We start from the raw sequence: 20,917 nt of genomic DNA, 5'->3' as shown, positions 1-20,917 counted from the left end.
GCCAACCACGTGTACCTTTTCCGAGCAAGCGCACGCTATGCTGGTGGCAGCGATGAGGCGCAGCCCCTTGTTATGGTGCCCCGCGGGACGCGGGATTTGTTGTTATGGGTGAGGCCGCGCTGAGGAGCCTCGATGGCCCGCCCCGATGGTTTTGCTACCCCACACGCAACACGCAAGGAACAACTATGCCCTCCGACGACTACATGGACCGCGACGAACGCGACGACATCATGGACATGGACGACGAGCTCGATCTCGTCGACGAGGCCGACGGCGAGGACCGCGACGCCGGGCAGGAAGCCGACGGCGAAGACGGCGATACCGTGACCTTCGCGAGCCTCGGACTGCCCGAGGAGATCCTCGAGGCCGTCACCGATATGGGGTTCCGCGTCCCCACACCGATCCAGGCCGCCGCGATCCCGCCGCTCCTAGAGCTGCGCGACGTCGTGGGTATCGCCCAGACGGGAACCGGCAAGACGGCCGCCTTCGGCCTGCCGCTGCTGGCCATCGTCGACGCTGACGAGCGCGACGTCCAGGCCCTGGTCCTGGCTCCCACGCGCGAGCTCGCGATGCAGAGCGCCCAGGCTATTGCGGATTTCGCTGCGCGCACCGCCCGCCTCGACGTCGTCGCCGTGTACGGCGGTTCCCCCTACGGTCCCCAGATCGGCGCGCTCAGGCGCGGCGCGCAGGTCGTCGTGGGCACTCCGGGCCGCGTGATCGACCTGATCGAGAAGGGCGCACTCGACCTGTCGAACGTGCGCATGCTGGTTCTGGACGAGGCCGACGAGATGCTGCGCATGGGCTTCGCCGAGGATGTCGAGACGATCGCCTCGAGCGTGCCCGACGACCGCCTAACGGCTCTGTTTAGCGCCACGATGCCCGCCGCCATCGAGAAGGTGGCGCGCGAGCACCTGAAGGACCCCGTCAAGGTCGCCGTCTCGACGGAATCGTCGACGGTCGACACGATTCACCAGACTTACGCGGTCGTGCCCTACAAGCACAAGATTGGTGCACTGTCGCGCGTCCTGGCCACGCGCGCCCAGCACATCGCGGCGGGGCAGGAAGAAGCCGACGCGGCCATCGTCTTCGTGCGCACCCGCGCGGATGTCGAAGAGGTGTCCCTCGAGCTGTCGGGCCGCGGATTCCGCGCCGCCGGTATCTCCGGCGACGTCGCTCAGACCGAGCGTGAGCGTATGGTCGAGCGACTCAAGAACGGCTCTCTCGACGTGCTGGTCGCCACCGACGTCGCGGCGCGCGGCCTGGACGTTGAGCGCATCTCCCTGGTCGTCAACTTCGACGTGCCCCGCGAGCCGGAGGCCTATGTGCATCGCATCGGCCGCACCGGTCGCGCCGGGCGCGAGGGCCGAGCGCTCACCTTCTTCACCCCGCGCGAGCACGGCCGCCTGCGTCGCATTGAAAAGCTGACGGGGACCGAGATGGAAGAGGTTGAGATTCCCTCGCCCGCCGCCGTCTCTGAGTTCCGGGCTCGCCGCCTACTCGAGGGCCTGGCTGCCCGCATCGAGCGCGGTTGCCTCGACATGTACAGGGGACTGCTGGCCGACATGGGCGAGGAGGTGAGCGTCGAGGACATCGCCGCCGCGCTCATGGCCACGGCGGTCGGTGACGAGGGTCCTACGCCGCGCAGTGAGAAGGATCGCCGCGGAAATGGAAAGATTCGCCGCGAGGAGCGCCTGGACGAGTCCGGCGAGTTCGTCGGCGCGTCCTTCGAGGCGGGACGCGACAAGGACCGCCCGCTCAAAGGCGGCGCGAATGGCGCTCGTCGCCGCGGCGGCGGTCGTCCAGTGTCCGGCTCCGGCACGCGCTACCGCATTGAGGTCGGCAAGAAGGACCGTGTCAAGCCCGGCTCGATCGTCGGCGCGATCGCGGGCGAGGGAGGCATCGATGGCCGCGACATCGGTCACATCGAAATCTACCCGACCTTCTCCCTCGTGGACATCACGGCTGATCTGTCCGGCGAGCAACTGTCGCGTATCTCCAAGGGCTACGTGTCCGGTCGCCAGCTGCGCATCCGCGTTGACGAGGGGCCGGGCGCGCGAGGAGAGCGTGACGGCTCCGAGCGTCGCGACTATGACCGTGATTTCCGAGGCCGTGGTGGCCAAGGAGGAGACCGTGACAGTCGCTACGGCGACCGTGGGGGCCGTTTTGGGGGTTCCGACGAGAAACGGCCGCACCGCTTCGAGAAGGGGGACGGTTCGCGTCCGCGCCGCAGTGTTCGCACCGAGCGCTGGGAGAAGGACATCAAGCGTGCGCGTGGCGGCCGCGAGGCGGGATACGACGGCTGGGATCGTGACGGAAATCGTGAGAGTGGGCGCCGCCACTTCGGTAAGCGCCGCTACGAGGACTGAGCGCTAGCCCTCCGCACCGGTGGATCGTTCCGACGCGGGACGCAGCCGAGTGACGGCAAACACCGTGAGGATCGCGAGTGCAGCAGCAATCACCCAATAGGGAGCGTAGGCCGCCCCGCCCACCGTGGCGGTGGCGGCCCACGCGCTCATGGCCACCGACACGAGGGCGAGCTCGAGGGCGGGACCGGCGGAATCGGCGACCTGCAGCCACGAGGCGACGCGCCCGTGCTTGGCCTCGGGAGTGACCTCGAGGGCCATGACGGACAGGGGCGCGTGGACGAGGCCGACGCCCAGGCCCACCAGAAGCCACCCGATGAGGGCCACCCGCACGGGAATCGAGGGGGCGAGGAGGGACCCGACGGGGATCGCGCCGATCGCCATCAGCGCGCCACCGATGACGGGGAGCCGACGTCGCACCCGCTGGTCGTGGACGCGCGCCTGCCCGACCGCGCCGATGGACCACGTGATCGAACCGAGGGTGACCCACCAGGCGGAGGAGGCCTCGGACCAGCCGTGCACGCGCTGGAGGATCAGGGGGATCATGACGGCGAGGCCGACCTGGGACGCGAGTGCGCCGAGCCTCGCCAGGATCGCCGAGGGCATGCCTGGGCGCGACACGAAGGTGCCGCGCGGGAGGAGACGGGGGAGCGCCCACACCGTGATGACCGCGCCGAGGGCGAAGACACCGAATTGCGCGACGGGCGAGGCGAGGGCTCCTGCGAGCTGAAGCAGCATGACCCCGACGCCGACGAGCCCGGCATCACGAGACAGGGCCGCGAGGACGGGGGAGCGCTGTCCCTGCGCGGTCGGCACGGAACGCAGGACGTAGGCGATGGGAAGGGCTGCGATCAGCACGAGGAGGGGAACGACGCCGAAGACGTAGCGCCAGCCCCACTCCTGGGTGACGTGACCGGCGATCGCGGGGCCGACCAGGGAGGGAAGCACCCACGCCAGGGAGAAAGATGCGAAGAACGTGGGGCGGTGCCGAGGGGAGGCAACCGAGCCCACGAGCACGTAGAGCGGGACGATGAGGAGGCCACCCCCCAGCCCCTGCAGCGCGCGCCCGACGACGAAGACGATGACGTGTGAGCCGACGGCGCACACCAGCAGGCCGACGGCGAAGAGCACCAGCCCCGCGAGCAGGACGACACGGGGGCCCTTCCAATCGGCCAGGGCGCCCGCGACCACGGTGGCGCTCAGCTGCGTGGCCAGTGCCGCACCCGATGCGATCGGGTACCAGGGCGCCGCGTTAAAAGACTCGACGACGACCGGCATGATCGTCGTGGCGGCGAGCTCCTCGAAGGCCACGAGGGTAATGAGAAGCACGGACCCGATGGCCAAGCCAATTTCGGACGGGGCCCACGAGGCGCGGGCGGGGGAGGAGGAATCGGCGGCGGGCATGTTGACTATCCTACTCACGGCACACGCGACTCTTCGGACGTCAGGCGTACAATGACACTGCCGCCGCCTGTCTCGCGGATGGTAACTACGAAAGGAATCACAGTGCTTCGCACTCACAACATTGGAACTCTCGGCACCGACCTGGTTGGTCAGACCGTGACGCTCACCGGTTGGGTGGACCGCCGCCGCGATCATGGTGGCGTCGCCTTCATCGACCTGCGTGACGCCTCCGGCATCGCCCAGGTGGTCGTGCGCGACGAGCGCGTCGCCCACGAGCTGCGCTCCGAGTTCGTCCTGAAGGTCACTGGCGAGGTCTGCGCACGCCCCGAGGGCAATGAGAACCCCCATCTGGCCACCGGCGCCATCGAGGTCATGGGTGACGACATCGAGATCCTCAACACCAGCGCGCCTCTACCCTTCCAGGTCTCCTCCAATGCTGAAGACTCCGGCAACGTGGGTGAGGAAACTCGCCTAAAGTACCGCTACCTCGACCTGCGCCGCGAACCCGAGCAGTACGCGATCCGTCTGCGCTCCAAGGTCTCGCGCGCCGCCCGTGAGGCGCTTTACGCTCGCGACTTCGTCGAGATCGAGACCCCGACCCTGACGCGTTCGACCCCCGAGGGTGCCCGCGACTTCATCGTCCCTGCCCGTCTGTCCCCGGGTTCCTGGTACGCCCTGCCTCAGTCGCCCCAGCTCTTCAAGCAGCTGCTCATGGTGGCAGGTATGGAGCGCTACTTTCAGATCGCGCGCTGCTACCGCGACGAGGACTTCCGCGCCGACCGCCAGCCCGAGTTCACCCAGCTTGACATCGAGATGAGCTTCGTGGACCAAGACGACGTCATCGAGGTCGCCGAGGACGTTTTGAAGAACGTCTGGGCGCTCATCGGTTATGATCTGTCCACGCCGATCCCGCGCATGACCTACAAGGATGCGATGGAGCGTTACGGCTCCGATAAGCCTGACCTGCGTTTCGGCCTGGAGCTGACCGAACTCACCGAGTACTTCAAGGACACGACGTTCCGTGTATTCCAGGCGCCGTATGTTGGCGCCGTCGTCATGCCCGGTGGCGGCTCGCAGCCGCGTCGCACCTTCGACAAGTGGCAGGAGTGGGCCAAGGCGCGCGGCGCCAAGGGCCTGGCCTACGTCACGATCGCCGAGGATGGCACGCTGGGCGGACCCGTGGCCAAGAACATCACCGAGGCCGAACGCGAGGGCCTGGCGGCCGCCACCGGCGCCAAGCCCGGTGACTGCATCTTCTTCGCAGCAGGCAAGCCCACCCCCTCGCGCGAGCTGCTCGGCGCTGCCCGCCTGGAGATCGGCAAGCGCTGCGACCTCATTGATCCCGACGCCTGGGCCTTCACCTGGGTCGTGGACGCCCCGCTCTTTAAGCCCACCGGCGATGCCGAGGCCGAGGGCGATGTCGCGCTGGGCCACAGCGCGTGGACGGCTGTCCACCACGCCTTCACCTCGCCCAAGCCCGAGTGGATCGACTCCTTCGACAAGGACCCGGGCAACGCCCTGGCCTACGCCTACGACATCGTCTGCAACGGCAACGAGATCGGCGGCGGCTCGATCCGTATCCACCGCCGCGACATCCAGAACCGCGTGTTCAACGTGATGGGGATTGGTGAGGAGGAAGCCCAGGCGCAGTTCGGCTTCCTGCTGGATGCCTTCAAGTTCGGCGCCCCGCCGCACGGCGGCGTCGCTTTTGGCTGGGACCGTATCGTCTCGCTGCTGACGAAGTCCGAGTCGATCCGCGACGTCATCGCTTTCCCGAAGTCCGGTGGCGGTTTCGATCCGCTGACCGAGGCCCCGGCCCCGATCACGCCCGCGCAGCGTAAGGAGGCGGGCGTGGATGCCAAGCCGAAGAAGCGCGGCGAGGAATCCACCGACGAAGCAAAGAAGTGATCTAGCTCTCGGAAGTCTTGTCCACGAAACCCCCATCCGGCCCCGGTCGGAGGGGGTTTCGTGCACAATAGAGTCATGTCGTACGTTGAGATGCATCCGGTAAATCCTCAAGCACGTCTGGTGAACACGGTCGTTGACCTGCTGGAGCGCGGCGGCACGATTGCGCTGCCCACGGACTCCGGTTATGCGATCGCGACTAAGATCGGCAATAAGTCGGGCATGGATACGATTCGCGCGGTGCGCAAGCTCGACGACAAGCACAACTTTTCATTGCTGTGTCACTCGTTCGCTCAGCTCGGTGAGCTGGTAATCGTGGATAATCACGAGTTCCGCACGATGAAGGCCCTGACGCCCGGACCTTACACGTTCATTCTCCGTGGCACCAAGGAGGTACCGCGCGTGATGCTCAACAAGAAGAAGCACACGGTCGGCGTGCGCATTCCGGATCACGTCATCACGCAGACGATCGTCGAGGCGCTCGGCGAGCCCCTCGCGTGTTCGACTCTCATCATGCCCGGTGAGACTGAGCCTCTGACGGATGGATTCGACGTGGATGAGCGCATCGGTCACCAGGTTGATCTCGTCGTCGTTGGGCCGGTCGGCGTGGCTGAGCCGACGACGGTTATCGACTTTGCGGGCGGCGACGCGGTTGTTGCTCGCGTGGGCGCGGGCGACATCTCGCTCTTTGACTGATCGCCCGATCATCGACGCACCTTCGTTTTCTGAGACGGGTTTTTTCCGGCTCGCTGCGGAGCGCTCCGAGTTGCTGCGCGCTGGCGTCTCAACCGGGCCGCTTGTCGGCGCGCGGATGGTGATCGATGGCCGTGAGGCCGTTCGGGTGACCTTCCGATGCGCCGGGGATGGTGCCTCGGGGGCCTATCTGGTCCTCAATACGGTGACGGATCGGGCGCGCGATCGCCTGGAGCTCTTTCGTATGGAGCGGGTGCGCGGAGTGGAGCCATGGGTGTTGTCGTGCGCTCTGCCCGCCGATGTCATCGTGAGTTACCAGTTCGTGCTGGTCGGGCCAGGTGGGCTTGATTCGCGCGTGGCGGATGATCGGCGTGCGTGGGCGCGCGTCCTCGCCTCGGCGGTGCGCGATCGCTCCCATCCGCGTGCGCTCGTCAATGGGCGGGGGCATGTTGCCTCCCTCTTCGCCGGTCCGGATGCGTGTCTTGTCTGGCCCGCGGTTGAAGGAGTTTCGTCGGACATGCGCGCAGCACGCGAGGTGGAGTGCGCGGTGCCGCTCGCGCCCGACGGGGCGTCGCCGCGGCAGCGCGTCGTGGTCGTGCATGACGGCGAGGGTGCGCCGGTGCGTACTCTCATGTTGTTCGATGGGCAGATCTGGAGAGCTAACGGGGTGGGGTGGTTGACCCGGCGCTATCGCGGCCTGCGCGTTATAACGATTGATGTTGGGGCTGCGAGGGAGCGCGAGGCAGTGCTGACTGATGTGGCTCTCGTTGAGGCGCTGATCCGCTCGATTTGTGACGAGGTAGGGGTGGGTCCAGTGACAATCGCCGGTCAGTCGTACGGTGGACTCGCCGTCCTCGAGGCTGCGTTGCGAACGGATATAGACGTCGATGTGGTCATTGCTCAGTCGCCGTCCCTCTGGTGGGGTGGGGAACATCGTGGTGTGGGTGATGGAACGCTGATGGGTGACCTGCGCGCTGGATGGGTGAGGCCACGCGCCGGGGTGACGCTGCGTCTGCAGGTGGGAACGCTGGAGCAGACGATGCGCCCGGTCGTCGATGAGTGCGCGGAACTTCTGCGGAACTTGGGGGCAGCTGTAGAGCTGGATCACTATCGCGGCGGCCACGATGTCGCCTGGTGGCGCGAGGGGCTCCTGCGCGCGCTCGACGGGTGGTGGCCGCTCACATCCTGAGCATTGATGAGATAGGTCATGTCATATTCGACCTGTAGGTTAGGCGCACCTTTGTTCCCGAATAGATCGACTGTATTGAGGCACCCGAGCACCTATGGACGCGAATCCGCGCCATCGTCGGCGTCGCCGTGACCGTTCTCGCCCTGGGTGTCCCCGATCGGCGCGGACGCGATGTGGCCCTGAGCTGATTAAGCGCGTTTTGATGTCTCCGATGTGATCATCGATGATCATAAGACGGATGCGCCGCTCGTGGTCCCGTGCCGTTAGTGTCGCAGAAGGGTTTCTCGAAATCTCAAATGCTGACCAGGAGGTCATCAGACAGCATGATTGCTCGATAATATAAGTCACAATTCCTGGTCAAATTTAATAAAATTGGCGAGAAATCAGTTTTTTTCGCACACTTCCAGGAATTTGCTTGTTGTTCGCAATTGTGTCTCGCGCCTACAATAATAAGATGAGTCGTGTGGCCGATAGTTACTCGGACACTGACATGATTACTCTGTGCTGGAATGCGCGGTTTATTCGAGAAAATCGTGACGAGAGGGAAGACGGCAGGCATGACGAAACGGTCAATCGCGCATAGCAAGAGGCTGTGCACGTCCGTTCTTGCACTGACCACTTCTGTTTCAATCAGCGCGGGCATTTGTATTACCGCCACCCCCGCATACAGCATTGACGGAGTCCCGGATACCGCGGCCTCGTGCCTCGAGATCACGGAGGGAGAAGCGACCGTGCGAGTCTCATCTATCCTGCATGCGGGTGACGCCCTGCACCTCGAAGGCAGTGGCTGGACTCCTACCTCCGATGATGGCCGTGCCTTTGTGATCATGACACTCGACGGCGGGAAGGAACTACGTCCTGCCGATACTGAACTCCCGACGTGGGTTCCGTCAGTCGTCGTGCGCAACAAGAGCGCATGGGCTGTCGCCGAGGTGGGTGCTGACGGCTCCTTCGTGACGGACATAGCGATTCCCGCGAGCTGGCGCGCGGGTTCCACTCATCAGATCGCGATTGGTGATAGCGCTAATGAAACCTCTGTTGAAGCGGTGGTGAGGGTCGCCGAGGAAGACATACCGGTTCTGACCTGCACGCTCGGGGGTGCCAACGCCAAGCCTGCCCTGCCTGATAACTTCGACGATAGCGACGATGACACCTCTACAACTCCCGGCACTGATGAGCTCGGGGGCGATGAAACACCTGCCCTTCCCTTAACCGCACCCGCCAGTGGTCTGGGGGAGTCCGCTGCGACCGCCCCCGGTGCGAGTACCCCTCAGGCTCCCAACGAAGGTGCGTCGGCGGACAACATGAGCGATTCCCAGGCATCGTCGTCTCTTCCTTCCCCCGCGCCGAGCGCACCCTCCGGTCCTGCCATCGGGTCTAGGCCGGGTTCTCCTGCGACAGCGGGCATCCCAACCCCCGACCCCACCTCGTCAACGGAACCGCAGAGTGTCTCTGCCTCGCAGATCGGCCCAAAGGCCCGCTCTGAGCAGCAGGCAAACGAGGAAGCTGCCCGTGAAGAGGAGGGGCGCCTCAACGGATGGATACTCGCGGGCGGTGGGCTTCTCACCCTCCTGGGTGCCGTTGCGACGGTCAGCATTGTGCGCAGGTCACACGGGGGAGTGCATTAATTGTGTCTTGCTTTGCCCCGGCGCCAACGACATTGTGATTGACCGCGTGGTGTGCGTTGGGATTTAGCAATCAGTCGTCACACCTGTTACTCTGGTTTTAAACAGTATCTTCTGAGCATTACTTCCTTGAAGGAGAACCGCTATGCAGCACGGACGGGCAACCTCAGCCCTTGGAGGGAGAGGGTTTGCTGGCCGCAGTCGGGCGATGAGTATACTCATGGCCCTATGCTTGTTTGCGGCGGTCGCGCTCGCGATCCCCGGTTTTACCGCGCGCGCTGATTCTAATGACGAGCATTACGCTATCCCCAACACCTCTTTCCGCATTAGCCTCGAAAACGCTGCGAAATTTGAGGCCGACTACGGCACGACAGGCTACTGGGCGGTCGTTCTGGATGACGGAGGTGTCACGCCTAAGGAGAAGCCGACGTTTGAACGTCATGGCGAGATCGTGACTGCCGATGCTCACGGTCTGTGGATGGCCGCCGCGCTCAATAACAGCACTATGGTCGTCCCGGTGCCGAACGACACCAACAACGTTCAGGGCACGACGTGGCAGCCCGGCACTCAACACAGTGTCACTGTTGTGATCTACAAGGACGAACGCACGCCCGTGTCCAAGCGGAGCTACTCTGTCAAGGTGTTCGCCCCCAATAACGAGGGCCGGACTGATCCCCCCGATCCGGCAGATAAGCCGACGACAGATCCTGCTCCGCAGCCCGATCCGCAGCCTTCGACCGATCCTGCGCCGGAGCCGAGCACTGACCCTGCTCCGCAGCCCGATCCGCAGCCTTCGCCCGATCCTGCGCCGGAGCCGAGCAATGACCCTGCCCCGCAGCCCGATCCGCAGCCCTCGCCCGATCCGCAGGCATCGCCCGATCCGCAGCCCTCGCCCGATCCGCAGCCCTCGCCCGATCCGCAGGCATCGCCCGATCCCGTGTCGAGCACTGACCCTGCCCCGCAGCCCGATCCGCAGCCTTCGACCGAACCCGCACCTACGCCTGACGATCCCGCTCTTCCTGTCGTTCGGCCTACCCCGACGCCCTCCGAGAGTCCGTCAGCTAGCCCCTCGGCATCTACCGCCGCTCACTCGCCTCAGCCATCGGATACCCCTGTGTCCCCGGTGACGGACGAATCGCAGCTCACCGATGCCAACAAGGGTGGTGTGAGCGCCGCATTCACAGCTGGCCAGTTGACCATCAACGTTCCTGCTGACAAGGCCACTGTCGGCGAGTGGGTGAGCGCGAACATCATGCAGACAGGTGAGGCTCGGTGGCTGCAGGTGGCAGACGATAACCGGGTAACGATGGATGTCAACGGCCTGCCAATGGGCGATTACAAGGTCGTTGTGGCCAACCGTTCACACGAGCTCGTCGGCTGGGCAGAGTTTAAGGTTGCTTCGACGCTCAGTGCTGGTGCTCCCGGAAGCTCGGTTGACGCATCCGGGTCCGTCAAGCTCCACGCGGAGGTTCTGTCATCCTCGAATGCCGGTGACGAATCTGAGGGCCTCAATGGTTACCTGCTGGGTGCTGGCGCCTGCATGCTGATCCTCGGGGGCCTCGTCGTTCTTCAGGTTCTGTCCGGTCCGAAGATCGGGTCCTCCTCACATGGGGTCACCCTGACGTAGTCTAGGTGTTATGGATCTGTTTGATTCCGATTCTTTCGATGAGTTGGGCGTGCCCGCGTTTTGCGCGGGCGCGCCCCTCGCCGTTCGTATGCGTCCCACGCGTTTGGATGAGGTCGTCGGGCAATCTCATCTCCTTGGAGAAGGGGCGCCTCTACGTCGGCTCTTGTCAGGTGAATCGCGCGATGGGGTGGCCCCCTCGTCGGTCATCCTGTGGGGTCCACCTGGTACTGGCAAAACGACGCTCGCGTATCTCATCGCGCGAGCGTCCGGTCGTCGATTCGTTGAGCTGTCAGCCGTATCGTCGGGTGTGGGTGACGTTCGCCGCGTCGTCGATGATGCACGACGCGCGTTGACGAGCAATGCAGAGGAAACCATCCTGTTCATCGACGAGGTCCATCGCTTTTCGAAATCGCAACAGGACTCGCTGCTGCCGGCCGTCGAGAACAGTTGGGTTGTCTTGGTTGCGGCGACGACCGAGAATCCCTCCTTTTCGGTCATTGCCCCGCTCCTATCCCGTTCATTGTTGCTGACGCTTCGCCCGCTTGAACCCGACGCGCTTGAGGGGTTAATTCGACGCGCGATCGACGACGAGCGTGGGTTTGGCGGTCGTTTCTCGATCTCAGAGGAGGCAGTAGAGGGGCTTGTCCGTCTGGCGGGCTGTGATGCACGTAAGTCTTTGACGCTTCTGGAAGCTGCAGCGGGGGTAGCCAGTGATGATGGCTCCGGCGAGATCACGGTTGCCTCCGTCGAGGCAGCAGCCAATCAAACGCTCGTGCGGTGGGGGCGCGATCAGCATTACGATGTGGCAAGCGCTTTCATTAAGTCGATGCGCGGTTCGGATGTGGATGCGTCCTTGCACTATCTTGCTCGAATGATCGAGGCGGGGGAGGATCCGCGTTTCATTGCTCGGCGTGTCATGATCGCGGCCTCGGAGGAGGTCGGCATGGCATCTCCGGAGGTGTTGTCCACATGCGTTTCCGTTGCTCAGGGGGTTGCCCTGATCGGCATGCCTGAGGCGCGCTTGCTCCTTGCACAAGCCGTTGTTGCTGTGGCAACTGCTCCGAAGTCCAATGCCACCTATCTGGCGATCGACCGCGCGCTGGCAGATGTGAGAAAAGGCCGCGGGGGAAGTGTCCCCGAACATCTGCGCGACGCGCACTATGCGGGTGCGAAGGCGTTGGGTCACGGTGATGGATACCTGTACGCTCATGACTGTCCTCACCATGTGGCGGCGCAGCAGTACCTTCCCGATGACCTGGAGGGGGCCTGTTACTACGTGCCGACGGACAATGGGCATGAGGCAATACTCACGAAGCGGCTCGGTGTGATTCGCAATCTGTTGAAGAGACGCTAGGATAGAACAGTTGTCCGCGCCAGCGGACACCTGGGGTCGTAGCCGACGGACCATCACTGGTCCTGGAGTTGGCCCCATGTCGGGCAACCACCCCGACATGACATGAGAAACAGGAAGAAGAACCATGGCAACGAATCGTTCCCGTAAGCAGGTGCGTGAGTCCCGCGCCCTCGGCCTGGCCCTGACGCCCAAGGCTGTCCGTTACTTCGAGAAGCGTCCCTATGGCCCCGGTGAGCACGGTCGTACCCGCCGCCGTCAGGATTCCGACTACGCTGTTCGTCTGAAGGAAAAGCAGCGTCTGCGCGCCCAGTACGGTATCCGTGAGTCGCAGCTGCGCCGCACCTTCGAAGAGGCTCGCCGCACCGCCGGTCTGACCGGTGAGAATTTGGTTGAGCTGCTTGAGATGCGTCTGGATGCCCTTGTCCTGCGCGCTGGCTTTGCGCGCACCATCCAGCAGGCCCGCCAGTTCGTCGTTCACCGTCACATTCTCGTTGACGGTAAGATCGTCGACCGTCCCTCGTCCCGTGTCAAGCCCGGTCAGACCCTGCAGGTTAAGCCCAAGTCGCAGACGACGGTTCCCTTTGAGATCGCCGCTGAGGGTATTCACCGCGACGTACTGCCTGCCGTCCCCGAGTACCTGGATGTTGATCTTGCTCGCCTGAAGGCGACCCTGGTGCGTCGTCCCAAGCGTGCAGAGGTTCCCGTGACCGTCGACGTTCAGATGGTCGTCGAGCACTACTCGCGTTGACATCTGTTAAAACCGTGCCCCCGAGCGAAAGCTCGGGGGCACGGTTTTCTTCATCCCACAGTCCGCTCGTGCGTGCCGATGTGCCCTAACGGGCGGGGACCGACTAACATGAGGCACTATGCGTACGTCTGAAATCCGCACACGTTGGCTCGACTATTTCGAGAAGCAGGGCCATGAGGTGTGTCCTTCCGTTTCCTTGGTGTCTCCGGAGCCGTCAATTCTTTTTACGATCGCGGGCATGGTTCCGTTCATTCCCTACATCATGGGAGTTGAACCTGCTCCGTGGCCTCGTGCCACATCGGTGCAAAAGTGTATTCGGACGAACGACATCGACAACGTGGGTAAGACGACCCGCCACGGCACGTTCTTCCAGATGAACGGCAACTTCTCCTTCGGCGATTATTTCAAGGAAGGTGCTATTAATTTCGCGTGGGATCTGCTGACGGGTTCGCGAGACGAAGGCAAGTATGGTCTTGATGGTGATCGTTTCTGGGTGACGATCTGGGATCAGGATGAGGAAGCTTTGAGTGTCCTGACCAAACAGGTTGGTATGGATCCGAAGCACATTGTGCGCCTGCCACGCGTGGAGAACTTCTGGGACACGGGTCAGCCTGGTCCTGCGGGTCCCTGCGCTGAGTGGCACTATGACCGTGGCCCAGCCTACGGTCCCGAGGCCGTGGGTGGCGCTGTGGATCCCGGCGGTGACCGCTACCTAGAGGTTTGGAACTTGGTGTTTGATCAGTTCATGCGCGGCGAGGGCACCGGTAAAGACTATCCGCTGCTCGGAGAACTCGATCAGAAGGCGATCGATACGGGTGCTGGGCTGGAGCGCCTTGCTTTCGTCATGCAGGACAAGCCGAACATGTATGAGATTGACGAGGTGTTCCCCGTCATTGAAGCCGCAATGCAGATGAGCGGCAAGTGCTATGGTATGGGCGCTGCGGGTCCCGAAGCTGGCGAGGCCTACGACAATGATGTGCGAATGCGTGTGGTTGCCGACCACGTGCGCTCCTCCCTCATGCTGATCGGCGACGGCGTGCGTCCAGGCAACGACGGTCGAGGCTACGTGCTGCGCCGCCTGATTCGCCGCGCGGTTCGTTCGATGCGTTTGCTGGGGGTTGACGAGGCGACCATGCCGACGCTGCTGACGGTGTCGAAGGACGCGATGAAGGCGTCCTACCCGGAGCTTGAGACGAATTGGAAGACGATTTCTGAGGTCGCTTACGCGGAGGAAGAGGCGTTCCGTCGTACGCTGAGCGCCGGCACGACAATCCTGGATGCCGCCGTGGCATCGGCGAAGGAAACCAAGGGTACGCCTATGATTTCGGGTGCATCCGCCTTTTCGCTGCACGATACCTACGGCTTTCCGATCGACCTGACCCTCGAGATGGCAGCTGAGCAGGGTGTGAGCGTCGACGAGGAGGGCTTCCGCACTCTCATGGAGGAGCAGAAAGAACGCGCCCGCGCTGATGCCCGCTCAAAGAAGACCGGACACACGGATGTGCGCATTTTCCACGACATTGAAAAGGCGATGGGAGGGGGTTCGACGTTCCTTGGTTACACCGAGCAGGCATCTGAGGCAACGGTCGAGGCGCTCCTCGTTGATGGCGTGGAGGCCCCCGCTGCTACCGCTCCCGCCGAGGTCGAGGTGATCCTTGACCGTACCCCCTTCTACGCAGAGATGGGTGGCCAGCTGGCCGACCATGGCACCATCCGCTTGGCGGGCGGCGGTGTCGTGGAGGTCAACGACGTGCAGGCCCCGATCCGAGGCCTGAGTGTCCACCGTGGCACACTGACTGAGGGTGGCGTGATGGTAGGCGAGAAGGCGTATGCCGAGATTGACGGTGAGCGTCGCCTTGCCATCGCACGCGCACACACTGCGACGCACATGGTGTACGCGGGATTGCGCTCGGTCGTCTCCGAGCACGCTGATCAGGCGGGGTCGGAGAACTCGCCATCGCGTCTGCGCTTCGATTTCCGTCACTCCAGCGCGCTAGCCTCCTCTCAGCTCAGCGACATTGAGTCCCTCGTTAATGAGAAGCTCGCTGAGGATCTGCCTGTGAGGACCGAGGTCATGAGCATCGACAAGGCGAAGGAGATGGGCGCGATCGCCCTCTTCGGCGAGAAATACGGGTCTGAGGTGCGCGTCGTGACGATCGGCGATGGCTTCGATCGTGAGCTGTGCGGTGGCACGCATGTTCCCAGTACGGGCCACATCGGTCGAGTGACGGTTCTCGGCGAGGGTTCCGTGGCCTCCGGCGTGCGCCGCATCGAGGCCCTTGTTGGCTCCGGTGCCTACGAGTTCCAGGCGAAGGAACATGCGCTGGTTTCCCAGCTGTCCCAGCTCATCGGTGGCCGAGCAGACGAACTGCCGGATCGGATCGAATCTCTCCTGGTTAAGTTGCGTGAATCCGAGAAAGAGCTGGACAAGGTCCGCACTGAGCAGGCACTGCGCCGCGGAGCTGAGCTGGCCGCTGCCTCTGAGCGTGTGGGCGAGTTCAGCCTTGTCGCGTCGTGCGTCGGCGAGATGCCCTCAGCTGATGCGCTGCGCACGCTCGCTCTGGACGTGCGCGAGCGTATGGGCAACGAGCGTGGCGTCGTCGTGGCTCTGGCGGGTGTCGTGGGTGGCAAGCCTTCCCTTGTCATCGCTACGAACGAAGCTGCTCGCGAGGCTCGCGTGAAAGCGGGCGCGCTCGTGCGCGCCGTCGGCAAGTACATGGGTGGTGGCGGTGGAGGCCGCGATGACATCGCTCAGGGCGGTGGCTCTAAACCCGAGGGCATTCAGGCGGCGCTTGACGCTGTCCGCAAGGAAATCGAGTCCCTGTGAGTATGCGTCGGGGAGTACGCATCGGCGTGGACGTCGGCACTGTTCGTGTCGGCGTCAGTCGGTGCGACCCCGACGGCATTTTGACGATGCCGGTTGTCACCCTCACGCGTGCCCCAGATCAGTCAGACCTATCCGCTCTCGCTGGCATCGTCCGCGAGCACGATGCCATTGAAGTCATCGTCGGCTTGCCCAGGCATTTGGGCGGTGGGGAAGGAATTTCCGCCAAGGGCGCGCGTAAATACGCGCGCCGCCTGAAGACGCTCGTCCCCCACGTCCGTGTTGCTATGGTCGACGAGCGTCTGACCTCCAACCAGGCGCACGCGCGCCTGCGAGCATCCGGCATACCGGAAAACGAACACCGCAGCGTTATCGACCAGGTTGCGGCGCAGATCATCCTTGAACAGGCCCTGGAACTGGAGCGTATGAGCGCTCGGGAGCCGGGGGAGGAGATCATCCCCGAGACCAGTGAAGGAGCGAAGTAATGACGACGCCCCCCAAGTATCCTTTCCGCTCACGCCGTGAGATTCACTCTGGCCAGCCCAAGGTCTATTCCGACGCTCCCAACGAGGAACAGGTCGCCACTCCATCGGATCCGACCCCCACACCGGTGCGCGGTACCGTGAAGCCAGCTCCGGCCTCGTCCGACCCCACCCCCACACCGGTGCGCGGTACCGTGAAGCCAGCTCCGGCCTCGTCCGACCCCACCCCCACGCCGGTACGAGGCTTCCCTACCCGCAGGTCGACGCGTAGCCAACCAGCGGTTGTATCGACGCAACCAGATGGCGTCGGCCACGACGACGCGCGACCGGCCTGGAAGCGCGCCGAAGCCCCCACCGAAACGACTGGAATGCGCTCGCGCAGAATCGCCAGCGAGAGGCGTGCGGCCCGCAAACGTAAGCGTCGCCGCCGTATCCGTTCTTTCTTTGTGATCCTCCTCGTCCTTGGTCTCGTCGGCGGAGCTGGATACGTGGCATATTCACAGCTCAACTCCTCAGTGACGGCCTCCGACGACTATCCGGGTCCCGGAACAGTAAACGTTGAAGTTACTATCGCGGATAATTCGACGGGACGCGACATTGGTCAGGCTCTCCACGAGGCCGGGGTCGTCAAGTCCGTGGGTGCTTTCGTGCGCCAGTACGAGAAAAACAGTGCAGCCCGCCAGATCAACCCCGGTACCTATCGATTCAAGCTCCAGATGAGCGCTGCCGATGCCCTCGCTGTCCTCCTTGATCCCATGAACCGCGTCGATTCAACAGTCACCGTGCTATCGGGTGAACGACTCTCTGTGATCAAGAAACGCATCATTGAGGTCATGGATGTTTCAGCGAATGACGTTGACGCAGCCTTCGCTGACACCGTCGGCATCGGTCTGCCCGCCGAAGCCAACGGCAGCGCCGAAGGATGGCTACACTTCGGCGAGTACGAGGTGGGTGAGGACGACACGCCAACGACCGTCATCGCCCGCATGGTCAAGGCAACGGTCGATGAACTCGACAAGCTCGGCGTACCCGCCGCGGACCGCGAGACCGTGCTAACCAAGGCGTCGATCGTCGAAGGTGAAATGGGCAGCAATAAGAAGTACATGCCACAGGTCGCCCGCGTCATCGACAATCGACTGGCCGACACCGAGGGAGAGACGAAGGGAGTTCTCGGCATGGATTCCACGACGCTGTACGGTGTTGGGAAGGAAGGCGGTCTGCCCACCCAGGCCGACCTGGACGCTGACAACCCCTACAACACTCGCCTGCATGCGGGTCTGCCGCCCACTCCGATCAACCAGCCCAGTCTTGAGGCCATTAAAGCCGTCTTGAATCCCGCAGAGGGCGACTCGCTCTACTTTGTGACCGTCGACCTCACGACCGGCGAGACACTCTTTGCATCCAATTCAACTGATCACGAGAAAAACAAAGAGAAACTGGTCGAATACTGCAAGACACACGCCGACCAGTGCAGCCCGCAGTCATGACAACGTGGGCAGGCGTCATCGGCTCACCGATCGCGCACTCACTCTCCCCGGTGATTCATCGGGCGGCGTGGAGGCAACTCGGGATCGCCGGATGGGAATATCGGCGGTGCGACGTCACCGAGGAAGCCCTGCCAAGCTTCATTGACAGGCTTGACGACTCATTCCGTGGTCTGTCCGTCACCATGCCCTGCAAGCAGGCAGTGATGCCGCTGCTTGACGCAATCGACCCGCTAGCGGTTGCGGTTGGAGCCGTGAACACGGTTGTGCCCTCGGCCGGGATGCTCGCTGGATTCAACACGGACGTCTCCGGCATCGCCTCAGCGATCCGCAGGGCATGCGACGACGCGGGAGTCCCAAAGCCGTCGAGTGCACTCGTGCTCGGCGCCCGCGCGACAGCCTCGTCTGCATTGGCCGCTCTGGGAGAACTCGGTATTACCAACACCACCGTGGCAGCTCGACGATTCGGTGGCCCGGGTTCCGTCATTGCTGCCGCCTCGCGGCTCGGCGTGACGATCGATCAGGTCATGTGGTCGGACACAGAGGCGGTCGCCGCCGCGGCTGCTTCGCGCGACGTCCTGATCTCAACTCTGCCCGCAGGTGTCGCAGATTCGCTTGCTGAGGTGCTCAGCCCCCGCCAGGGGCAGATTCTGCTCGACGTTGTCTACGCCCCTCGTGAGACGGCACTTCGGGCCGCCTATGAGCGTGCCGGAGCTGTCGTTGCTGAAGGGACGGATATGCTGATCTACCAGGGGGCCGCACAGGTTCAGTTGATGACAGGGCACAGTCCCGACCCGGAAGTTATGCGCGCCGCCCTGGAAGACGAATTAACGCGTCGAGCATACGCGGACAGGGGAGAGGGACGACCGTGATCGTCGAGTGGCTTTCCCCTCGCATCAGTGCCGACCTTTCTCTTGTGTCGGGATTCCTCACCTGGATCATCATCCTGTGGTGGCTGTGGCACTCCGGCTGGCGAGTCCAGCGCCGATATTTCATCGAGGTGAGTCAAAAGCCGCTCTCGCGTAACGCCATCGTGTGGGTGGCGGGCATCGTCGGAGCTGTTTTCTTCGTGGGCGCACAGATGCGTCCGGGTATGCCGTCGGTCATGACGGTCGCCATGATTGGTGCATTGAGTGGTTATGTGGATGCGCGAACGCACCGTCTACCCAACATGTATACGGTCGCTATGGGGCTTGGCGTAGTCATCGGAGCAGTAGTCGGATGCCTCATCTCTCCGATGTGGCTCGATAGGCTCTTAGGCTTCGCTGTCGGTGCGCTCATTTGGTTTATTCCGGTCGCGATCTTGAATCGTCTTCCGGGCGGAATGGGTGGTGGTGATGTCAAACTCGCTCCTGTCCTTGGGGCGATGGTCGGTTCCGTCGGCCTTCACGCTGCCGTTTTTGCCTTGGCGCTCTCTTTCGTATCTGCGGGTGTGGCGGCCCTGTGGAACATCGTCGTTGGCTCTGCGGGCACGAAATCACGTGTCGCAATGGGGCCGTGGATGATCGGTTCTGCGCTGGCCGGAACAATCGCCTGGGGCGTGGTGCCCGACTGGCTGTAGGCCAGTCTCACGTGGCCTTATCGTGGACCCGCCGGGACGGAGCAAGCCCGGGATGGGACAATGACACGGTGAGTATTTCGACGCCTTCGCATCAGTCCGAGTCTGTCAGCCTCGAATGGGGCCAGACGTGGCCGCCTCGCGACGTCTTTGCCTCCCTAGCCGCGTCCAGGCGTGTGATCCCTGTTGTGCGCCGAGTTCTTGCCGACGAACTCAGCGCGGTCGGTGTTTACCGTCAGCTCGCTCATGGCGACTACGGCAGTTTTATCCTCGAGTCTGCCGAGCACGGCGGCTCCTGGGGACGATGGTCGTTCGTTGGCGCATCCAGCGCCGGGGCTATCGTTGCCCGCGATGGTCATGCCCGGTGGGTGGGTGCGCACCCGCAGGGGGCGCTACGAGAGGGATCGTTCCTGGAGGTCGTGCACTCTGCGCTGGAGCAGCTTGCCGCCCCTGCAATCGAGGGGCTTCCTCCCATGACGGGTGCACTTGTCGGTTCGCTCGGATGGGGCATCATTTCTGAATGGGAGCCGACTCTGGGGGCGACTGCGCCGAAGGAATCCGACGTTGCCGATGCAATGCTTGTCCTAGCAACTGAGGTTGCGGCAATCGATCATGCGACAGGGTCGGTGTACCTGATGGCGATCGCGTGGAACCTCAACGGTTCGGATGAAGGTGTGGATGGTGCTTACGACTGTGCGGTTGAGCGCCTTGATGCCATGACGACCCAGCTGGCCTCGCCCATCGCTCCAGCTGTCCTAGGTGTAGGCGGCCAGAAACCCCCGGTCATTCGTCAGCGTACGGTACGTGCAGACTTTGAGGCTTCTGTCAACGCAGCCAAGCGCGCGATTACGGATGGGGATGCCTTCCAGATCGTGCTTTCTCAGCGCCTCGACGTCTCCACGAACGCCAGCGGTGTCGACGTTTACCGCGTCCTGCGCACGGTCAATCCCTCACCCTACATGTACTACCTTGACCTGCCCGACGATCGAGGTGGTCACGTCGAGGTCGTTGGTTCTTCCCCGGAGACGCTCGTCAAGGCGCAGGGTCGCCGCGTGTGGACGTACCCGATCGCAGGTTCGCGCCCGCGCGGTGTGAACTCAGCGGAGGATCACCGTCTTGCCGCTGAGCTTCTCGAGGATCCCAAGGAGCTCTCGGAGCATGTTATGCTCGTTGACTTGGCGCGCAATGACCTGTCGAAGGTGTGCGATCCGGCCACTGTTGAGGTCGCAACCCTCATGGAGCTTAAGCGTTTCTCCCATATTCAGCACATTTCCTCGACGGTGACCGGCCTGCTGCGTGCGGATGCGGATGCACTCGATGCCTTGGTGGCGACCTTCCCTGCGGGCACCCTCTCGGGCGCGCCCAAGCCTCGTGCAATTCAACTGATCGACGACTTCGAGCCGGCTGCGCGTGGCCTCTATGGTGGCGTTGTTGGTTACTTCGATCTGTCGGGGGACGCTGACCTGGCGATTGCCATCCGCACGGCCTCGCTCAAGGACGGTGTTGCCTCCGTTCAAGCAGGCGCAGGCGTGGTCGCAGAGTCGGTACCCGCCCTCGAGTATGAGGAGTCGCGCAACAAGGCTGCAGCCGCCGTTGAGGCGGTTGTGCGCGCCTCGACGCTGTCTGCACTGTCGTGAGACGCGCGGTCGGATGCGCCGCCC

General features: G+C 63.5%; 15 protein-coding genes. 14 read left to right on the top strand and 1 reads right to left on the bottom strand.

Annotated elements, in window-relative coordinates; translation table 11 throughout:
• The first annotated feature begins 185 nt into the window (after positions 1–185).
• A complete protein-coding gene (locus RYL44_RS01085; RefSeq protein WP_314974826.1) occupies positions 186–2,366 on the top strand; it encodes a DEAD/DEAH box helicase in 2,181 nt (726 codons plus the stop codon).
• A 3-nt stretch (positions 2,367–2,369) separates the two neighbouring features.
• Here the strand turns inward: RYL44_RS01085 and RYL44_RS01080 are convergent, their stop codons facing one another.
• Positions 2,370–3,767, bottom strand: coding sequence for an MFS transporter (locus RYL44_RS01080; protein WP_314974825.1), 1,398 nt, complete (start codon positions 3,765–3,767; stop codon positions 2,370–2,372).
• 102 nt (positions 3,768–3,869) lie between these two features.
• Here RYL44_RS01080 and aspS point away from each other — a divergent pair, with 102 nt between their 5' ends.
• From aspS to RYL44_RS01015, 13 genes are all read left to right on the top strand, one after another.
• Complete coding sequence (gene aspS / locus RYL44_RS01075; protein ID WP_314974824.1) at positions 3,870–5,675, top strand: aspartate--tRNA ligase; 1,806 nt, start codon at positions 3,870–3,872, stop codon at positions 5,673–5,675.
• 75 nt (positions 5,676–5,750) lie between these two features.
• The gene (locus RYL44_RS01070; protein ID WP_073983366.1) at positions 5,751–6,368 is read left to right on the top strand and encodes an L-threonylcarbamoyladenylate synthase; all 618 of its coding nucleotides are present in this window, start codon (positions 5,751–5,753) and stop codon (positions 6,366–6,368) included.
• Positions 6,361–7,554 (top strand): enterochelin esterase domain-containing protein, encoded by a 1,194-nt coding sequence (locus RYL44_RS01065; RefSeq protein WP_314974823.1) that lies wholly within the window; start codon positions 6,361–6,363, stop codon positions 7,552–7,554. The genes RYL44_RS01070 and RYL44_RS01065 overlap by 8 nt, the downstream gene beginning before the upstream one ends.
• 557 nt (positions 7,555–8,111) lie before the next feature.
• Positions 8,112–9,182 (top strand): hypothetical protein, encoded by a 1,071-nt coding sequence (locus RYL44_RS01060; RefSeq protein ID WP_276739620.1) that lies wholly within the window; start codon positions 8,112–8,114, stop codon positions 9,180–9,182.
• Between the two features lie 217 nt (positions 9,183–9,399).
• Positions 9,400–10,806, top strand: a complete 1,407-nt coding sequence (locus tag RYL44_RS01055; protein WP_314974822.1) for a type IV secretion protein Rhs — start codon at positions 9,400–9,402, stop codon at positions 10,804–10,806.
• Positions 10,807–10,816: 10 nt separating this feature from the next.
• Complete coding sequence (locus RYL44_RS01050; protein ID WP_276739626.1) at positions 10,817–12,160, top strand: replication-associated recombination protein A; 1,344 nt, start codon at positions 10,817–10,819, stop codon at positions 12,158–12,160.
• Between the two features lie 124 nt (positions 12,161–12,284).
• Positions 12,285–12,908, top strand: coding sequence for a 30S ribosomal protein S4 (gene rpsD / locus RYL44_RS01045; protein WP_276739629.1), 624 nt, complete (start codon positions 12,285–12,287; stop codon positions 12,906–12,908).
• Between the two features lie 118 nt (positions 12,909–13,026).
• Entirely contained in the window at positions 13,027–15,735 is a 2,709-nt protein-coding gene (gene alaS / locus RYL44_RS01040) for an alanine--tRNA ligase (protein ID WP_276739632.1), read from the top strand.
• A complete protein-coding gene (gene ruvX / locus RYL44_RS01035; protein WP_276739635.1) occupies positions 15,732–16,217 on the top strand; it encodes a Holliday junction resolvase RuvX in 486 nt (161 codons plus the stop codon). Before alaS ends, ruvX begins: the two co-directional genes overlap by 4 nt.
• Positions 16,217–17,701, top strand: coding sequence for an endolytic transglycosylase MltG (gene mltG / locus RYL44_RS01030; RefSeq protein ID WP_200783487.1), 1,485 nt, complete (start codon positions 16,217–16,219; stop codon positions 17,699–17,701). Before ruvX ends, mltG begins: the two co-directional genes overlap by 1 nt.
• The gene (locus RYL44_RS01025) at positions 17,698–18,570 is read left to right on the top strand and encodes a shikimate dehydrogenase (RefSeq protein WP_073983565.1); all 873 of its coding nucleotides are present in this window, start codon (positions 17,698–17,700) and stop codon (positions 18,568–18,570) included. The genes mltG and RYL44_RS01025 overlap by 4 nt, the downstream gene beginning before the upstream one ends.
• Positions 18,567–19,259: an A24 family peptidase gene (locus RYL44_RS01020; protein ID WP_314974821.1), complete on the top strand. Its 693-nt coding sequence runs from the start codon at positions 18,567–18,569 to the stop codon at positions 19,257–19,259. The genes RYL44_RS01025 and RYL44_RS01020 overlap by 4 nt, the downstream gene beginning before the upstream one ends.
• Before the next feature lie 68 nt (positions 19,260–19,327).
• A complete protein-coding gene (locus tag RYL44_RS01015; RefSeq protein WP_314974820.1) occupies positions 19,328–20,893 on the top strand; it encodes a chorismate-binding protein in 1,566 nt (521 codons plus the stop codon).
• Positions 20,894–20,917: the final 24 nt, after the last annotated feature.

This window comes from Actinomyces bouchesdurhonensis, from assembly GCF_963540955.1.
GTDB lineage: Bacteria > Actinomycetota > Actinomycetes > Actinomycetales > Actinomycetaceae > Pauljensenia > Pauljensenia bouchesdurhonensis.
The sequence above is the reverse complement of the archived record's forward strand: the minus strand, read 5'-3'. Positions and strand labels throughout refer to the sequence as shown.

Coding starts and splice junctions, on each gene's coding strand:
- RYL44_RS01085 (WP_314974826.1), top strand. CDS start 186: ATGCCCTCCGACGACTACATGGACCGCGACGAACGCGACGACATCATG.
- RYL44_RS01080 (WP_314974825.1), bottom strand. CDS start 3,767: ATGCCCGCCGCCGATTCCTCCTCCCCCGCCCGCGCCTCGTGGGCCCCG.
- RYL44_RS01070 (WP_073983366.1), top strand. CDS start 5,751: ATGTCGTACGTTGAGATGCATCCGGTAAATCCTCAAGCACGTCTGGTG.
- RYL44_RS01060 (WP_276739620.1), top strand. CDS start 8,112: ATGACGAAACGGTCAATCGCGCATAGCAAGAGGCTGTGCACGTCCGTT.
- RYL44_RS01055 (WP_314974822.1), top strand. CDS start 9,400: ATGGCCCTATGCTTGTTTGCGGCGGTCGCGCTCGCGATCCCCGGTTTT.
- RYL44_RS01050 (WP_276739626.1), top strand. CDS start 10,817: ATGGATCTGTTTGATTCCGATTCTTTCGATGAGTTGGGCGTGCCCGCG.
- rpsD (WP_276739629.1), top strand. CDS start 12,285: ATGGCAACGAATCGTTCCCGTAAGCAGGTGCGTGAGTCCCGCGCCCTC.
- alaS (WP_276739632.1), top strand. CDS start 13,027: ATGCGTACGTCTGAAATCCGCACACGTTGGCTCGACTATTTCGAGAAG.
- mltG (WP_200783487.1), top strand. CDS start 16,217: ATGACGACGCCCCCCAAGTATCCTTTCCGCTCACGCCGTGAGATTCAC.
- RYL44_RS01025 (WP_073983565.1), top strand. CDS start 17,698: ATGACAACGTGGGCAGGCGTCATCGGCTCACCGATCGCGCACTCACTC.